We start from the raw sequence: 14,306 nt of genomic DNA, 5'->3' as shown, positions 1-14,306 counted from the left end.
TTATGTCCCCAAGCAGTCGCCACACCACTCTCCTTCCCGCGTTCGTGTTCGCCCTCGGCCTGGCCGTGGTCGGCTGGATCGCGATCGGCTACATCGGTTCGAACACGCTGGCGCTCGCCGTCACGCTGCTGATCGGCGCCTGTTACGTCGCCGGCGGGCTGGAACTGCTGCGCTACCGGCAGGCCACGCAGACGCTGGCCGATGGCGTGGCGCAGTTGAACGCACCGCCGGCGTCGCTGGGCGACTGGCTGGGCGGGCTGGACGCCGGTCTGCGCAATGCGATGCGCCTGCGCATCGAGGGCGAGCGCGTCGCGCTGCCGGTGCCGGCCCTGACGCCGTATCTGGTCGGCATGCTGGTGTTGCTCGGCATGCTGGGCACCCTGCTCGGCATGATGGTGATGCTGCGCGGCACCGGCATGGCGCTGGAGACGGCGACCGATCTGCAGGCGATCCGCGATTCGCTGGCCGCGCCGGTCAAGGGCCTGGGCTTCGCGTTCGGCACGTCGATCGCGGGCATCGCGACCTCGGCGATGCTGGGTCTGGCCTCGGCGTTGCTGCGCCGCGAACGCGCGCACGTCGTGCAGCTGCTGGACGTGGCCGCCGCGACGACGCTGCGCACGCATTCGCAGGCGCACCAGCGCGAGGAAACCCTGCGTCTGCTGCAGCAGCAGACCGAAGTGATGCCGGCGCTGGTCGAGCGGTTGGGCGCGATGATGGCGACGATCGAGCAGCAGCACGCCGCGTCGGGTGAGCGCCACGCCGCCAGCCAGGATGCCTTCCACGGCCGCACCGAAGCGGTCTACACGCAGCTGGCCGGCTCGGTCGAACGCGCGTTGCAGACCAGCGTTGCCGACAGCGCGCGCGCCGCGACGGCCGCGTTGCAGCCGGTGTTCGAAACGACGATGGCCGCGCTGGCACGCGAAACCGCAGCGCTGCAGGCGACGGTCTCCGACGCGGTCGAGCGCCAGCTGCAGACGCTGACCGCCGGCTTCGAAGCCTCGACCGCGACTGTGGCCGATCGCTGGCAGCAGGCGGTGGACGGCCAGCAGGCGTCGAACGAAACCCTGGCGCGCGATCTGCGTGGCGCGCTCGACGGTTTCAACACGACGTTCGGGCAGCGCGCGGACGCGCTGCTCGGCGACGTCACCACGCGTCTCGATGCGACGAGCGCGCAGACCACCGCGCTGCACGAGACGGTGACCGGCGCCGTCGACCGCCAGCTGCAAGCGCTGACGACCGGCTTCGACGCGTCGACGGCAAGCGTGGTCGCACGCTGGCAGGACGCGCTGGCCGCGCAGCAGGCGTCGCATGCCACGCTGACATCTGATCTGCGCAGCGCGCTCGACGGTATCGGCGACACCTTCGCGCAGCGCGCCACCGCACTGGTCGACGGCGTCGCTACGCGTCTCGACACGACCGCCGGCACGGTCAGTGCCGCCTGGCACGATGCACTCGCGAAGCAGGCCGCCACGAACGATGCGATGAGCGCACAGCACCAGCAGGCGCTCACCGCGGCCGCGGCGACGTTCGAAACCCACTCGGCCGCCCTGCTGCAGCAACTCGACAGTTCGCATGCCGGCCTGCAGACCGCGCTCGCCGCGCAGGATGCGCAGCGACTGGCCGCGTGGACCGACAGCCTCACCGCGATGGGCGCCGCGCTGCGCGAGGACTGGGCGCAGGCCGGCGCCGAGACCACGCGCCAGCAGCAGGCGATCTGCGACACGCTGGCGACCACGGCCGACACCATCGGCGCGCAGACGCAGGCGCATGCCAGCGAGACCATCGCCGAAATCTCGCGCCTGGTCGACACCGCGTCGGAAGCGCCGCGCGCGGCCGCCGAAGTCATCGCCGAACTGCGCCAGTCGCTGTCGGAGAGCATGGTGCGCGACACCGCGATGCTGGAGGAACGCACGCAGATGCTGTCGACGCTCGACACCTTGCTGAGCGCGGTGAACCACGCGTCGACCGAACAGCGCGCGGCGATCGATGCGCTGGTGGCGACCTCGGCCGATCTGCTCGAACGCGTGGGCACCCGCTTCACCGATCACATCGCTGCCGAGACCGGCAAGCTCGACGGCGTGGCGACGACGCTCAGCGTCGGCGCGGCGGAGGTCGCGAGTCTCGGCGAGGCCTTCGGCGCAGCGGTGGACGTGTTCGGCGAATCGAACCAGCAGCTCGCGACGCGCCTGCAGGGCATCGAGGACGCGCTGGAGAAATCGCTGGCGCGCAGCGACGAGCAATTGGCGTATTACGTGGCGCAGGCGCGTGAGGTGGTGGACCTCAGCGTGCTGGCGCAGAAGCAGATCATCGAAGACCTGCAGCAGCTGGGCGCAACGCGCGCCGCCACCGCATGAGCGTCGAGCTGGAAGGCGATCACGAATCGTCCGCGCCGATCTGGGCCGCGTTCGGCGACCTGATGTCGGTGCTGCTGGGCGCGTTCGTGCTGATCCTGGTCGGCGTGATCGGCGTGCAGCTGCAGCTGGAACTCAAGCTGGATGCGGAGATCGCCCAGCGCGAGGCCGAGACGCAGCGCCGCCAGACGCTGGAACAGGCGCTGGCCGCGCCGCTGGCCGCGGGCCGCATCACCCTGGTCGACGGCCGCATCGGGATCCGCGGCAGCGTGCTGTTCTCCGACGCGTCCGACCAGCTGCAGCCCGAAGGCCGCGAGCTGTTGCAGAGCCTGGCCGGGCCGCTGAGCGAGTATCTGGCGTCGCGGGACGAGATCCTGATGGTCAGCGGCTTCACCGACGACCGTCTGGTGCGCGACGGCAACCGGTTCTCCGACAACCTGGAGCTCTCGGCGCAGCGCGCCTTGAACGTGACCCGCGGCTTGATCGCCGCAGGCGTCCCGGCCGAATCGGTGTTCGCCGCAGCGTTCGGTGCGCAGCAGCCGGTGGGCTCCAACGCGGATGCGGAAGGCCGCGCGCAGAACCGCCGCGTGGAGATGGCGCCGGTGCCGCGCCTGCAGGCCGCTGCCCAGCCCGATGGCCGCTGATCGAATCGACATCGACGCGGTGCTCGACGGCTGGCGTGCGACCGGCGCCGACCGCATGGACCCGTTGCGCTTCCATCGCATCGCCGCCTTGCACCGGCGCGCATCCACGCTGCACGGCGCCGCGTGGCAGGCGCTCGATGCGACGCTGGCGGCGCGGATCGATGCGTATGCGCGCGATGTCGAACGCAGATCGCGCGACGCGCACGGTTCGGCGCCGACGCGCAGTGCGCTGGGCACACTGGTCGACGGCATGACGGCACGCGCAGAGAGCGCAGCATCGAATGCGGTCTATCCCGAGCTGCCTGCCGTCGACGACTTCCGCGCGCTGTGGTCGACGCTGCGCACCGGCAGCCAGGTCCGCAAGTCGCTGGCGGAGGTGCCGACCGGCGCCGGCCCACTGAACTCGGCCGCCCTCGCCCATCGCGCGCTGACCCTGATGGGCGGCCTGTCGCCGGAGTACCTGCGCCAGTTCCTGGCCTATGTGGACACGCTGTCCTGGCTGGAGACCCTGCAGGACGCCGGCGTGCTGACCGGCAAGGAGACCGCGCCAGCGGCGGGCGCGAAGCCCCGGGCGAAGCCGCGGGCGCGCAAGCGGGGCTGAGCCGGCTCCATCGACAAATGCCAATCGCCCAAACGCGTGGCTACCGGGGGCAACTCATGCCCTTTCACGCCAAGGCCTTGCGCGGCAAGGGGAATTTCAGCAGAATGGCCGGCTCGTTGCGTCCAGCCCATGGCGACATGGCCTGACCTGCCTTCCGGAAGCGCGATTCCCGGCAGTGGTGCAGCGAGAATTCCTTCCCGTACCGCGCGATGGCCACGCCATCGGGGCCGCCATCTCCCTGGCTAAGGGCGATTCCAATACTTCGAGGTGCGTAATGTCCCGAGTCTGCCAAGTCACTGGCAAGCGTACGACGCATGGCAACAACGTGTCGCATGCCATGAACAAGACCCGTCGCCGCTTCATGCCGAACCTGCATGAGCGTCGTTTCTGGGTTGCCAGCGAAAACCGCTGGATCAAGCTGCGTGTATCCACCAAGGCCCTGCGCACCATCGACAAGAACGGCATCGACGTCGTCCTCGCCGAGCTTCGTGCCCGCGGCGAAAAGGTCTGAGGAGTTAGAACATGGCAGGCAAGCGCGACAAGATCCGTCTGATTTCCTCGGCCAACACCGGGCATTTCTACACCACGGACAAGAACAAGAAGAACACCCCCGGCAAGATGGAGTTCAAGAAGTACGACCCCGTCGTCCGGAAGCACGTGATCTACAAGGAAGGCAAGATCAAGTGACGCAACGACCCGCGCTTCAGCGCGGCTGACGTTGCGTCATCCCGGCGCAGGCCGGGATCCAGTGTCTTCAAGCAGAACCCGCCGCGAGGCGGGTTTTGTGTTTGTGCGGCCCGCGCGCAACGCGCGTGGCTGCCGGTAGGTCATCCCAGCGAAGGCTGGGATCCAGTGCTTTCAATGCAGAACCCGCCGCAAGGCGGGTTTTGTGTGTCTGGGATTCGAGAATCTGGTGAAGGGCCCCAAGGCCCGCACAGCGCGCGACCCTCACCCCAACTCCTCTCCCAGAGGGAGAGGGGCTCACGGCGCCAGCGCGATTAGAGAACTGCAGGCCCGAAGAAACCGGTTCACCCATCCCCGCCACACCCGCATGCCACACTCGAACGCATGTCGAATCACGACCTGCACATCGGCCTGTGGATCCTCGTGGCCGACTGGCTGATCCGGATCGCGGCCCTGCTGTGGATTCCCGCACGCACGCGTCCGTCGGCCGCGCGCAGCTGGCTCCTCCTGATCGGCTTCGTGCCCTTGCTCGGACTCCCCGCCTATCTGCTGCTCGGTCATCCGTGGCTGTCGAAGCTGCGGCGCGAGCGGCAGGCGCGGGCGTCGCGGCTGATCCGGCAGCGGCAGGCGCCCTTGACCGCGTTGCGCTGGTGTCCGCCCGATGCGTTCTCCGCGCCCGCCGATGCCGCGCGGCTGGTGGAGCGGCTGGGCGATTTCATGCCGACCAATGGCAATGCGGTCGAGCTGCTCGACCATTACGCAGGCGCCCTGCAGCGCCTGATCGACGACATCGACGCGGCGACGCGCGAGGTGCATCTGCTCTATTACCTGATGCGCGACGACACCGCCGGCCGCGCGGTCGCCGCGGCACTCGAACGTGCGGCACGCCGCGGTGTGCGCTGTCGCTTGCTGCTCGATGCGGTCGGTGCCAAGCCTGGACTGCGCGCGTTCCGACGCCCGCTGCGCGATGCCGGCGTCAGCGTGCAGGCCACACTGGCCGGTGGCCTGGCATGGCGTCGCAGTGCGCGGATGGACCTGCGCAACCATCGCAAGATCGCGGTGATCGATGGCCGCCTCGCGCTGACCGGCTCGCAGAATCTTGCCGATCCGGACTTCGTGCCCGGCCATCCCAACCGCGAGGTCGTCGCGCGCGTACGCGGGCCGGTGGTCGCGCAACTGCAGGCGCTGTTCGCCAGCGACTGGTACATCGAGACCGGCGAAGTGCTGGAAGTCGACGCGCCACCGATCGCGCCCAGTGGCCAGGTGCCCGCGCAATTGCTGCCGAGCGGTCCCGCGTATCCGTTCGAGAACGCGCGCGATGTGTTCGTCGCGCTCGTGCAGCGTGCGCGCCGGCGGGCGGTGCTGGTCACGCCCTACTTCGTGCCCGACGAGGCGACGCTCGGCGCCCTGCGTGTCGCCGCGTTGTCGGGCGTGTCGGTGCAGCTGATCCTGTCGGCGACCAACAACCAGCGCCTGACCGCGTGGGCGCAGGCCGGGTTCTACGACGAACTGCTCGCCGCCGGCGTGCGCATCGCGCTGTACCGGCCGCACTTCCTGCATGCCAAGCATCTGAGCATCGACGACGACATCGCGCTCGTCGGTTCGAGCAATCTCGACATCCGCAGCTTTATGCTCAATGCCGAAGCCGGCTTGCTGTGCTTCGACGCGGGTGTCGTGGCGCGGCTGCGCGAGATCGAGCAGGACTATCTGCGCGAGTCGGACGTGCTGGAAGCAGACGCGTGGGCGCGCAGGCCGACCTGGCGGCGCAGCGTCGAAGGCATCGCGCGCCTGGCGGATTCGTTTCTCTGACTCTAGCGGCGCGCTAGAAGCCGCCGCCTTCGTCGAGCCAAGTCTGCTCGTCCGGCGTACTGACGCGGCCGAGCGCGCGGTTGCGGTGCGGAAACCGCCCGAAGCGTTCGATGACGTCGAGATGGGCCTGCGCGTACTTGCGGTACTCGGCGTTGTCGACGTCGGCGAACAGCGCGACCGAACGTCGCTGATCGGCCAGGTCTTCCGAATGCTCGAACGGCAGGTAGACGAAGCCGCGCAGGTCGGCATCGAAGCTGCGGTCGTGGCCGGTGTCGATCATGCGCTGCGCATAATGGCGCGCGAGGCTGTCGGTCGCGAAGGCGTGGCCGCTGTCGCGGAAGATGTTGCGCGGAATCTGGTCGAGCAGGATCAACAACGCGAGTCCGCCCTCGGCGGTCTCGAGCCAGTCTTCCAGCTCGCGACGGCCCGCGGCGAAGTGCGCATCGCGGAAGCGCTCGTCGCATTCGCGGTCGAAAGCATCGCCGCCCTGGAACCATTTCTGCATGCCGGCCTGTCGCCAGAAGGCGACGACATCATCGGGTGTGATCGTATCCATGGCGCGCAGACTAGCGCGGCCGTCCAGACCGCGCACCACGTGTGGTTTCGCCGCCACGGCGCCCTATACTCGGCGCGATCATCCATCCCATCCATCGGAGTGCTCCATGACGCGTCGCCCGATCCGCCTGCTGCTGCCTGCCCTGCTCGTCCTGTCCGGTGTGATGCTGCTGGCCGCCTGCCAGCGTGGAGACGCCGACAAGGCGCTGCTCGAAGCGCCAGCCGTCGGCGACCTCTACGCCGCGCAGCTCAGCGAGTTCTCCGATTACGAATTCACCGACGACGCCGAGAAGCCGATCGATCCGGCCTACGGCCTGATGAAGGTCGTCTCCGCCGATGCCGCTGGCGTGGTGGTGATCACCGAGAACGCGGCCTCGGCCGAGAAGTCGGTGTCACGCAGCGACATCAAGGGCGATCTCTCGACGATCGAGTTCGACGAGAGCGAGCAGATCCAGATCGCCAAGGCCGATCTGATCAAGGCGCACGCCGATGGTCTGATCTACGCGGTGAAGCGCCCCGCGGCGAACTGAGTGAGTCGCGGTGGTGGTACGAAAAAGCCCGGCGAATGCCGGGCTTTTTCGTGGGCGCGCGTTCGATCATTGTGTCGAGTCCCTCTCCCTCCGGGAGAGGGATGGGGGTGAGGGCGCTTTTCGATGTACCTCACTACATGCCCTCACCCGACACACTTTGCGCGTCGACCCCGGATCAGGTCCGGGGCAGGCTCTCTCCCGGAGGGAGAGGTGCTCGATGCTCGAACGATCTCACCCTCTGGAGACGCTGCCCGGCGCTACTCGTCGAACCGCAGATGCCGCACCGACTTGCCGTGCCGGCGGATCAGCTTCAGTGCCTCGATACCGATGTTGATGTGCCGCTCGACGAAGTCCGCGCTCACCAGTGCGTCCGACGCTTCGGTCTTGACGCCTTCGGGAATCATCGGCTGGTCGCTGACCAGCAGCAGCGCACCCGACGGAATGCGATTGGCGAAGCCGGCCGCGAACACAGTCGCCGTCTCCATGTCGATCGCCATGCAGCGCATCGCGCGCAGGCGTTCCTTGAACGCGGCGTCGTGTTCCCAGACGCGGCGATTGGTCGTGTAGACGGTGCCGGTCCAGTAGTCGTGGCCGAGGTCGCGGATCATCGTCGAGACCGCACGCTGCAGGGCGAACGCGGGCAACGCCGGCACTTCGGGCAGCAGGTAATCGCTGCTGGTGCCTTCGCCGCGGATCGCCGCGATCGGCAGCACCAGATCGCCGAGCTGGTTCTTGCGCTTCAGACCGCCGCACTTGCCGAGAAACAGCACGGCCTTGGGCATGATCGCCGACAGCAGATCCATCATCGTCGCGGCATTGGGGCTGCCCATGCCGAAGTTGATCATCGTGATGCCGTCCGCCGTGGCGCTGGGCATCGGCCGGTCGAGACCGACCACCTGGGCGCCGGTGAGCCGGGCGAAGTGATGCAGGTAGCCGCTGAAATTGGTCAGCAGGATGTGTTCGCCGAACTGGTCCAGCGGCACGCCGGTGTAGCGCGGCAGCCAGTTCTCGACGATCTGTTCTTTTTCTTTCATCGTCTTCTTCTCCGTGTACGCGGCCATTCTCGCATGTGGCCCGCGGCGCTTCGCGGAACACGCCGCCGGTCCCAGCGCGCGCCGCACGGCCGCGGGTACACTCGGACGCTGTCGCACGCCGCCTCGCCGGCGTGCCGGGGAAATCCATCCGTCCACACGCTTTCGGGGAGTTACCGATGTCCCGCCTGTTGTCTGCCGCGCTCGCGGTCGCGCTTTTCGGTGGCTGCGCCACCACGTCCACGTCCGGCAAACCTGCCGCGTCGTCCGATACCTCGCACGTCGGTGCGACCGCCTACGCCAGCACCTATGCGCCGATCGCATCGGCGCCTGTGCTGATCACCAACGCCACCGTGCTGGTCGGCGACGGCCAGCGCCTGGAGGGCGCGGACGTGCTGCTGCAGGACGGGCGTATCGCCGCGGTCGGCATCGGCCTCGATGCACCGGCGAACGCGCAGCGCGTCGACGGCACCGGCAAGTGGGTCACGCCGGGCATCATCGACGTGCACTCGCATCTGGGCGTGTATCCGAGCCCCGGCGCCAGCGCGCACAGCGACGGCAACGAGATGACCGCGCCCAACACCGCGCAGGTCTGGGCCGAGCATTCGGTGTGGCCGCAGGATCCGGGCTTCGGCGCGGCGCTCGCGGGGGGCGTGACGTCCCTGCAGATCCTGCCCGGCTCGGCGAATCTGATCGGCGGCCGCGGCGTGACGCTCAAGAACGTCGCCGCGACGATGGTCACCGACATGAAGTTTCCCGGCGCGCCCTACGGCCTGAAGATGGCCTGCGGCGAGAACCCCAAGCGCGTCTACGGCCAGAAGGGCGGCCCGGCGACGCGCATGGGCAACGTCGCGGGCTATCGCGCGGCGCTGATCGACGCGGCCGAATACCGCCGCAAGCAGGCCGGCGATTCGCCGGGCAAGCGCGACCTCAAGGTCGAGACGATGGCCGGTGCGATGGATGGCGACATCCTCGTGCACATCCATTGCTACCGCGCCGACGAAATGGCGCAGATGCTCGATCTCGCGAAGGAATTCGACTTCAAGGTCGCCGCGTTCCACCACGGCGTGGAGGCCTACAAGATCGCCGACCGTCTCGGCGCCGAGGGCGTCTGCGGCGCGCTGTGGGCCGACTGGTGGGGCTTCAAGATGGAAGCCTTCGACGGCATCCAGGAGAACATCGCGATCGTCGACCGCGCGCCGGGTGGCTGCGCGATCGTGCATTCCGATTCCGACGAGGGCATCCAGCGACTCAACCAGGAAGCGGCCAAGGTCATCGCCAGCGCACACCGCGCGGGCATCGAGATCACGCCCGAACACGCGATTCGCTGGCTCACCGAGAACGCCGCGAAGTCGCTGGGCGTGCTCGATCAGACCGGCACGCTGACCGCCGGCAAGATGGGCGACGCGGTGCTGTGGAACGGCAACCCGTTCACCGTCTACGCGCTGGCCGAACAGGTGTGGATCGACGGCGCGCACGTCTACGACCGCTTCGATCCGGCGCGTCAGCCGGTGTCGGATTTCATGCTCGGCCAGGGCGCCGCCGCCAATGGAGGTGCCCGATGAGCCGCCGTCTGCCGCGCGCCGTGGCGCGCCTGATCGTCACCGGCGCGCTGCTCGCCGCCACCCTGCCGGTCGCCGCGCAGTCGGTGCTGATCCGCGGCGCGACCGTGCACACCGCCGGTCCGCAGGGTTCGTTGCAGAACACCGACGTGCTGGTGCGCAATGGCCGCGTGGCCGCGGTCGGCACGGGCCTGGCCGCGGGTGACGCGCAGGTCGTCGAAGCCAACGGCCGTCCGCTGACGCCGACGCTGTTCGGCGGCGTGACCGGCGTCGGTATCGAGGAAGTCTCCGGCGAGCGCGGCACGCGCGACGATCGCCTGTCGCTCGGCGAGGCCAGCGACATGGCCGTGCGGCCCGAGTTCGACGTCACGCTGGCGTTCAATCCCGATTCGATCGTGATTCCGGTCGCGCGCGTCGAAGGCATCGGCTTCACGCTGATCTCGGCCGGCAGTGCGAGTTCGATCATCGGCGGCCAGGGCGCGGTGATGCGTCTTGACGGCAGCGTCGATCCCGCCGGCCCGAAGGTGCTGTATCTCTCGCTCGGCGCCGACGGCGCGGAGCAGAGCGGATCCTCGCGCGCGGCGCAATGGATGCTGCTCGACCAGCTGATCGACGAAGCGCGTGGCCGCCTGCCGGCCGACTCGCACGTCGCCGCGCTGACGCCGGCCGGCAAGCGCGCACTGGCGCCCTATCTCGATGGACGCGGCACGATCGTCGTCGGCGTCAATCGCGCGGCCGACATCCGCCAGCTGCTGCGCTGGTCGAAGCGCCACAACCTGCGCATCGCGATCCGCGGCGGTGCCGAAGGCTGGCGCGTCGCATCGGACCTCGCCGCGGCGAACGTGCCGGTGTTCGTCGACCCGCTGGTGAACCTGCCGTCGGACTTCGATCAGATCGGCGCGACGCTCGAGAACGCCGCGCGCCTGCAGGCCGCCGGCGTGCGCGTCGGCTTCGCCCAGGCTAGCGACGCCTCGCACAACGCGCGCAAGCTGCGTCAGCTCGCCGGCAACGCCGTCGCGCACGGTCTGCCGTGGGATGCAGGCCTCGCGGGCCTGACGCGGGTGCCGGCGGAGACGTTCGGTGTCGGCGACTCCATCGGCACGATCGCGGTCGGTCGCACCGCGGATCTCGTGCTGTGGTCGGGCGATCCGCTCGACGTCACCAGCACCGCCGACCAGGTGTGGTTCGACGGCCGCGCGATCGAAATGCGCTCGCGTCAGACGGAACTGCGGGATCGCTATCTGCGTCCGGCAACGCCGGCGAACGAGGGTGGGTTGCCGCGGGCGTATCGGAAGCGTTGATGCTTGGGGCGCTCCTCATGGGAGCGCCGCTGTTGCCCGTCGCCCCAGCGGCTTTCAACGTACGAAGGTCCGGTCAAGCTGGGGCCCATTTCGATTTTCGCGATCAAGCCGACACCGCGACAGGCAGCATGACCTTCGTCGCTACGCTTGATCGCGAAAATGGATCCCAGCCTTCGCTGGGATGACGGGGCTCGGATTCTGGCGAGCGCCTGCTTCGGCGCGCGTGGACCTCAGCGCGCGTCCGCCGGAATCCCGTCCAGATCCGGATCGACCGCGAGCTTGCCGGCGATCAGCACCGCCTGCGTGCGGTTGGACGCGCCGAGCTTGCGCAGCACGGCGGTCATGTGCGCTTTCACCGTCGCTTCGGACACGCCGAGCTCGTAGGCGATCTGCTTGTTGAGCATGCCGTCGCCGAGCATCTGCAACACACGGAACTGTTGCGGGGTGAGATCGCGCAGGCGCGCGGCGACGTCGTGTTCGCCCGGGGACACGCCGGCGGCGGACGCGGCGGCTTCCGGCACGAAACGGTCGCCGTCGAGGACCTGCGCGACGGCGCGGGCCAGCGTTTCGGCATCGGCGGATTTGGGCACGAAGCCAGATGCGCCGTGATCGAGTGCACGGCGCATCACCGCCGGCTCCTCGCGCGCGGACACCATCAGCACCGGCAGTTGCGGGAACTGCGCGCGCAGATGCACCAGCGCGCTGAAACCGTGCACGCCGGGCATGTTGAGATCGAGCATCAGCAGGTCGGCATCCGGTTCGGATTCGACCATGGCGTACAGCGCATCGACGTTGTGCGCTTCACGCAGGCGCGCGTTCGGCACGGCGCGGGAGATCGCGCCGCGCAGTGCCTCGCGGAACAGCGGGTGATCGTCGGCAATCAGCAGGGTGGTCATTGGAGCGTGTGATGCCTTTGGAGATGTGATGCGTAGGTCGTCGGTGGCGTGCGGCGGGTATCGCGTGACGCCGCCCTGGCCGACCGCCAGGGCAAGGCGCGCGGTGCACGCCCCGCGCCACCGGCGGTCCACCCGGAGGGAAGCAGGGCGCCGCCCTGCTTCGCGCGCATATCCAAGGGCATCACCCGCTCCACCATCATGCCTGCGGGATGTACCGCTCCTTGACCAGGGCGTCGACGACCGACGGATCGGCCAGCGTACTGGTGTCGCCGAGCTGGTCGGGTGCGTTCTCGGCGATCTTGCGCAGGATGCGACGCATGATCTTGCCCGAGCGTGTCTTCGGCAGACCCGGCGCCCACTGGATGTGGTCCGGCGATGCGGTCGGGCCGATTTCGCTGCGCACGTGCTTGACCAGTTCCTTGCGCAACTCTTCGCTGTACTCCTCGCCGGCCTTGAGCGTCACGTAGGCATAGATGCCCTGGCCCTTGATGTCGTGCGGGAAGCCGACGACCGCGGCCTCGGCGACCTTCGGATGCGCGACCAGCGCGCTCTCCAGTTCCGCGGTGCCGATGCGGTGACCGGAGACGTTGATGACATCGTCGACGCGGCCGGTGATCCAGTAATAGCCGTCCTCGTCGCGGCGGCAGCCGTCACCGGTGAAGTAGCTGCCCGGATACGCCTTGAAGTAGGTGTCGATGAAGCGCTGGTGGTCGCCGTAGACGCTGCGCATCTGGCCGGGCCAGGAATCGGTGATAACGAGGTTGCCCTCGGCCGCGCCTTCGAGGACGACGCCGTTGGCGTCGACCAGCGCCGGCTGCACGCCGAAGAACGGTTTGGTCGCCGAACCGGGCTTGGTGTCGATCGCGCCGGGCAGCGGCGAAATCAGAATGCCGCCGGTTTCGGTCTGCCACCAGGTATCGACGATCGGGCAGCGGCTGTCGCCGACCACTTCGTAATACCAGCGCCAGGCTTCGGGATTGATCGGCTCGCCGACGCTGCCGAGCAGGCGCAGCGACTTGCGCGAGGTCTTCTTGACCGGCGCTTCGCCCTCGCGCATCAGCGCGCGGATCGCCGTGGGCGCGGTGTAGAAGATCGTGACCTGGTGCTTGTCGATGACGTTCCAGAAGCGCGAGACGTCGGGATAGTTCGGTACGCCTTCGAAGATCAGCGAGGTCGCGGCGTTCGCCAGCGGGCCGTAGACGATGTAGCTGTGGCCGGTCACCCAGCCGACGTCGGCCGTGCACCAGTACACGTCCTCGTCGCGCAGGTCGAAGATCGCCTCGTGCGTGTAGCTGGCGAACAGCAGGTAGCCACCGGTCGTGTGCAGCACGCCCTTCGGCTTGCCGGTGGAACCGGAGGTGTAGAGGATGAAGAGCGGGTCTTCCGCGTTCATGCGCTCGGGTTCGCAGGTGTCGGGCTGGTCGTCGACGACGGCGTCGTACCAGCGGTCGCGCGGCATCTGCATGTCGACCGCGCCACCGGTGTGGCGCACGACCAGCACGGTCTCGACGGTATTGGTGCCCGGCAGTTTCAGCGCCGCATCGACGTTCGCCTTCAGCGGCACCGACTTGCCGCCGCGCAGGCCTTCGTCGGCGGTGATGATGAGCTTGCTGCCGCAATCGGCGACGCGATCGGCGATCGAATTCGGCGAGAAGCCGCCGAAGACCACGCAATGCACTGCGCCGATGCGCGCGCACGCGAGCATCGCGACGGCCGCCTCGACGATCATCGGCAGATAGATGGTGACGCGGTCGCCCTTGCCGACGCCGAGATTGCGCAGCGCATTGGCGAGCTTGCACACGCGCGCATGGAGATCGCGGTAGCTGACGTGCAGCGCTGCGGTGTCGGGACTGTCGCCTTCCCAGATCAGCGCGGTCTTGTCGCCCTTCGTCGCCAGGTGCCGGTCGAGGCAGTTGACGCTGACGTTGAGCTCGCCGTCCTCGAACCAGCGGATGCGGAAGTCCTGCAGGTCGTAGCTGACGTTGCGGATCTTCGTCGGTGCCTTGAACCAGTCGAGGCGCTTGGCGGCCTCGCCCCAGAACGCGTCCGGGTCCTGCACCGAGCGCGCGTAGTCGCGCGCATAGGCCTCGGCGGTGATGGTGTCGGGACCGGCGAAACCGGCCGGCGCCGGATGGATTTCTGCGGGGTTGGACATCGGGAAGCCTCCGGGAACACGTCCGGCCAGTGTGCCGGATTCACCGGAGCGCCACGCTAGACCTTGGTCTAACCGGCGCGCGGCGGAGTATCGACCAATGGGGAATGGGCGTGCTCCGCTGCAACGTGCAGTCTGCGTGAAATGGATCGTGCCGCACTGGGCGCTCCACCCGTTCCGCCTTGCACCA

At 68.5% G+C, this 14,306-nt stretch carries 13 protein-coding genes; 9 read left to right on the top strand and 4 right to left on the bottom strand.

Features of this window, described 5'->3' with window-relative positions; all coding sequences use genetic code 11:
• Nucleotides 1-2: 2 nt before the first annotated feature.
• The 6 genes from V3391_RS08900 to cls all read left to right on the top strand — a co-directional run bounded on the left by V3391_RS08900 (nt 3) and on the right by cls (nt 6,089).
• The gene (locus tag V3391_RS08900; protein ID WP_332078075.1) at nt 3-2,354 is read left to right on the top strand and encodes a DUF802 domain-containing protein; all 2,352 of its coding nucleotides are present in this window, start codon (nt 3-5) and stop codon (nt 2,352-2,354) included.
• A complete protein-coding gene (locus V3391_RS08895; RefSeq protein ID WP_332078074.1) occupies nt 2,351-2,995 on the top strand; it encodes an OmpA family protein in 645 nt (214 codons plus the stop codon). The genes V3391_RS08900 and V3391_RS08895 overlap by 4 nt, the downstream gene beginning before the upstream one ends.
• Nucleotides 2,985-3,596: a DUF2894 domain-containing protein gene (locus V3391_RS08890; protein WP_332078073.1), complete on the top strand. Its 612-nt coding sequence runs from the start codon at nt 2,985-2,987 to the stop codon at nt 3,594-3,596. The genes V3391_RS08895 and V3391_RS08890 overlap by 11 nt, the downstream gene beginning before the upstream one ends.
• A gap of 274 nt (nt 3,597-3,870) precedes the next feature.
• A complete protein-coding gene (gene rpmB, locus V3391_RS08885) occupies nt 3,871-4,107 on the top strand; it encodes a 50S ribosomal protein L28 (protein ID WP_096209782.1) in 237 nt (78 codons plus the stop codon).
• A gap of 11 nt (nt 4,108-4,118) precedes the next feature.
• The gene (gene rpmG / locus V3391_RS08880; RefSeq protein WP_096296520.1) at nt 4,119-4,283 is read left to right on the top strand and encodes a 50S ribosomal protein L33; all 165 of its coding nucleotides are present in this window, start codon (nt 4,119-4,121) and stop codon (nt 4,281-4,283) included.
• Nucleotides 4,284-4,664: 381 nt separating this feature from the next.
• Nucleotides 4,665-6,089, top strand: a complete 1,425-nt coding sequence (gene cls, locus V3391_RS08875) for a cardiolipin synthase (protein WP_332078072.1) — start codon at nt 4,665-4,667, stop codon at nt 6,087-6,089.
• A 13-nt stretch (nt 6,090-6,102) separates the two neighbouring features.
• Here cls and V3391_RS08870 read toward each other — a convergent pair whose 3' ends face one another.
• On the bottom strand, nt 6,103-6,645 hold the full coding sequence (locus V3391_RS08870; RefSeq protein WP_332078071.1) for a DUF924 family protein: 543 nt from the start codon (nt 6,643-6,645) through the stop codon (nt 6,103-6,105).
• A gap of 106 nt (nt 6,646-6,751) precedes the next feature.
• On the opposite strand from V3391_RS08870, the gene V3391_RS08865 reads away from it, so the two are divergent.
• Entirely contained in the window at nt 6,752-7,174 is a 423-nt protein-coding gene (locus V3391_RS08865; RefSeq protein WP_332078070.1) for a hypothetical protein, read from the top strand.
• 257 nt (nt 7,175-7,431) lie between these two features.
• On the opposite strand, the gene V3391_RS08860 is transcribed toward V3391_RS08865, so the two are convergent.
• Nucleotides 7,432-8,208, bottom strand: a complete 777-nt coding sequence (locus V3391_RS08860; protein ID WP_332078069.1) for an AMP nucleosidase — start codon at nt 8,206-8,208, stop codon at nt 7,432-7,434.
• Nucleotides 8,209-8,384: 176 nt separating this feature from the next.
• Between V3391_RS08860 and V3391_RS08855 the strand changes: the two genes are divergently transcribed.
• Nucleotides 8,385-9,770: an amidohydrolase gene (locus V3391_RS08855; RefSeq protein WP_332078068.1), complete on the top strand. Its 1,386-nt coding sequence runs from the start codon at nt 8,385-8,387 to the stop codon at nt 9,768-9,770.
• Nucleotides 9,767-11,068, top strand: a complete 1,302-nt coding sequence (locus tag V3391_RS08850; RefSeq protein ID WP_332078067.1) for an amidohydrolase family protein — start codon at nt 9,767-9,769, stop codon at nt 11,066-11,068. Before V3391_RS08855 ends, V3391_RS08850 begins: the two co-directional genes overlap by 4 nt.
• Before the next feature lie 230 nt (nt 11,069-11,298).
• Here V3391_RS08850 and V3391_RS08845 read toward each other — a convergent pair whose 3' ends face one another.
• Together V3391_RS08845 and acs are read right to left on the bottom strand one after the other, a co-directional pair.
• On the bottom strand, nt 11,299-11,964 hold the full coding sequence (locus V3391_RS08845) for a response regulator transcription factor (protein ID WP_332078066.1): 666 nt from the start codon (nt 11,962-11,964) through the stop codon (nt 11,299-11,301).
• A 196-nt stretch (nt 11,965-12,160) separates the two neighbouring features.
• A complete protein-coding gene (acs, locus tag V3391_RS08840) occupies nt 12,161-14,119 on the bottom strand; it encodes an acetate--CoA ligase (protein WP_425497228.1) in 1,959 nt (652 codons plus the stop codon).
• Nucleotides 14,120-14,306: the final 187 nt, after the last annotated feature.

This window comes from Luteimonas flava (assembly GCF_036584485.1).
GTDB classification, from domain to species: domain Bacteria; phylum Pseudomonadota; class Gammaproteobacteria; order Xanthomonadales; family Xanthomonadaceae; genus Luteimonas; species Luteimonas flava.
Note: the sequence above shows the minus strand (reverse complement) of the source record. Positions and strands in the feature narration are given on the sequence as shown.

What these genes read in the sequence shown, in the direction of transcription:
- V3391_RS08900 (WP_332078075.1), top strand. Translation starts at nt 3, where the DNA reads ATGTCCCCAAGCAGTCGCCACACCACTCTCCTTCCCGCGTTCGTGTTC.
- V3391_RS08895 (WP_332078074.1), top strand. Translation starts at nt 2,351, where the DNA reads ATGAGCGTCGAGCTGGAAGGCGATCACGAATCGTCCGCGCCGATCTGG.
- V3391_RS08890 (WP_332078073.1), top strand. Translation starts at nt 2,985, where the DNA reads ATGGCCGCTGATCGAATCGACATCGACGCGGTGCTCGACGGCTGGCGT.
- rpmB (WP_096209782.1), top strand. Translation starts at nt 3,871, where the DNA reads ATGTCCCGAGTCTGCCAAGTCACTGGCAAGCGTACGACGCATGGCAAC.
- rpmG (WP_096296520.1), top strand. Translation starts at nt 4,119, where the DNA reads ATGGCAGGCAAGCGCGACAAGATCCGTCTGATTTCCTCGGCCAACACC.
- cls (WP_332078072.1), top strand. Translation starts at nt 4,665, where the DNA reads ATGTCGAATCACGACCTGCACATCGGCCTGTGGATCCTCGTGGCCGAC.
- V3391_RS08870 (WP_332078071.1), bottom strand. Translation starts at nt 6,645, where the DNA reads ATGGATACGATCACACCCGATGATGTCGTCGCCTTCTGGCGACAGGCC.
- V3391_RS08865 (WP_332078070.1), top strand. Translation starts at nt 6,752, where the DNA reads ATGACGCGTCGCCCGATCCGCCTGCTGCTGCCTGCCCTGCTCGTCCTG.
- V3391_RS08860 (WP_332078069.1), bottom strand. Translation starts at nt 8,208, where the DNA reads ATGAAAGAAAAAGAACAGATCGTCGAGAACTGGCTGCCGCGCTACACC.
- V3391_RS08855 (WP_332078068.1), top strand. Translation starts at nt 8,385, where the DNA reads ATGTCCCGCCTGTTGTCTGCCGCGCTCGCGGTCGCGCTTTTCGGTGGC.
- V3391_RS08850 (WP_332078067.1), top strand. Translation starts at nt 9,767, where the DNA reads ATGAGCCGCCGTCTGCCGCGCGCCGTGGCGCGCCTGATCGTCACCGGC.
- V3391_RS08845 (WP_332078066.1), bottom strand. Translation starts at nt 11,964, where the DNA reads ATGACCACCCTGCTGATTGCCGACGATCACCCGCTGTTCCGCGAGGCA.
- acs (WP_425497228.1), bottom strand. Translation starts at nt 14,119, where the DNA reads ATGTCCAACCCCGCAGAAATCCATCCGGCGCCGGCCGGTTTCGCCGGT.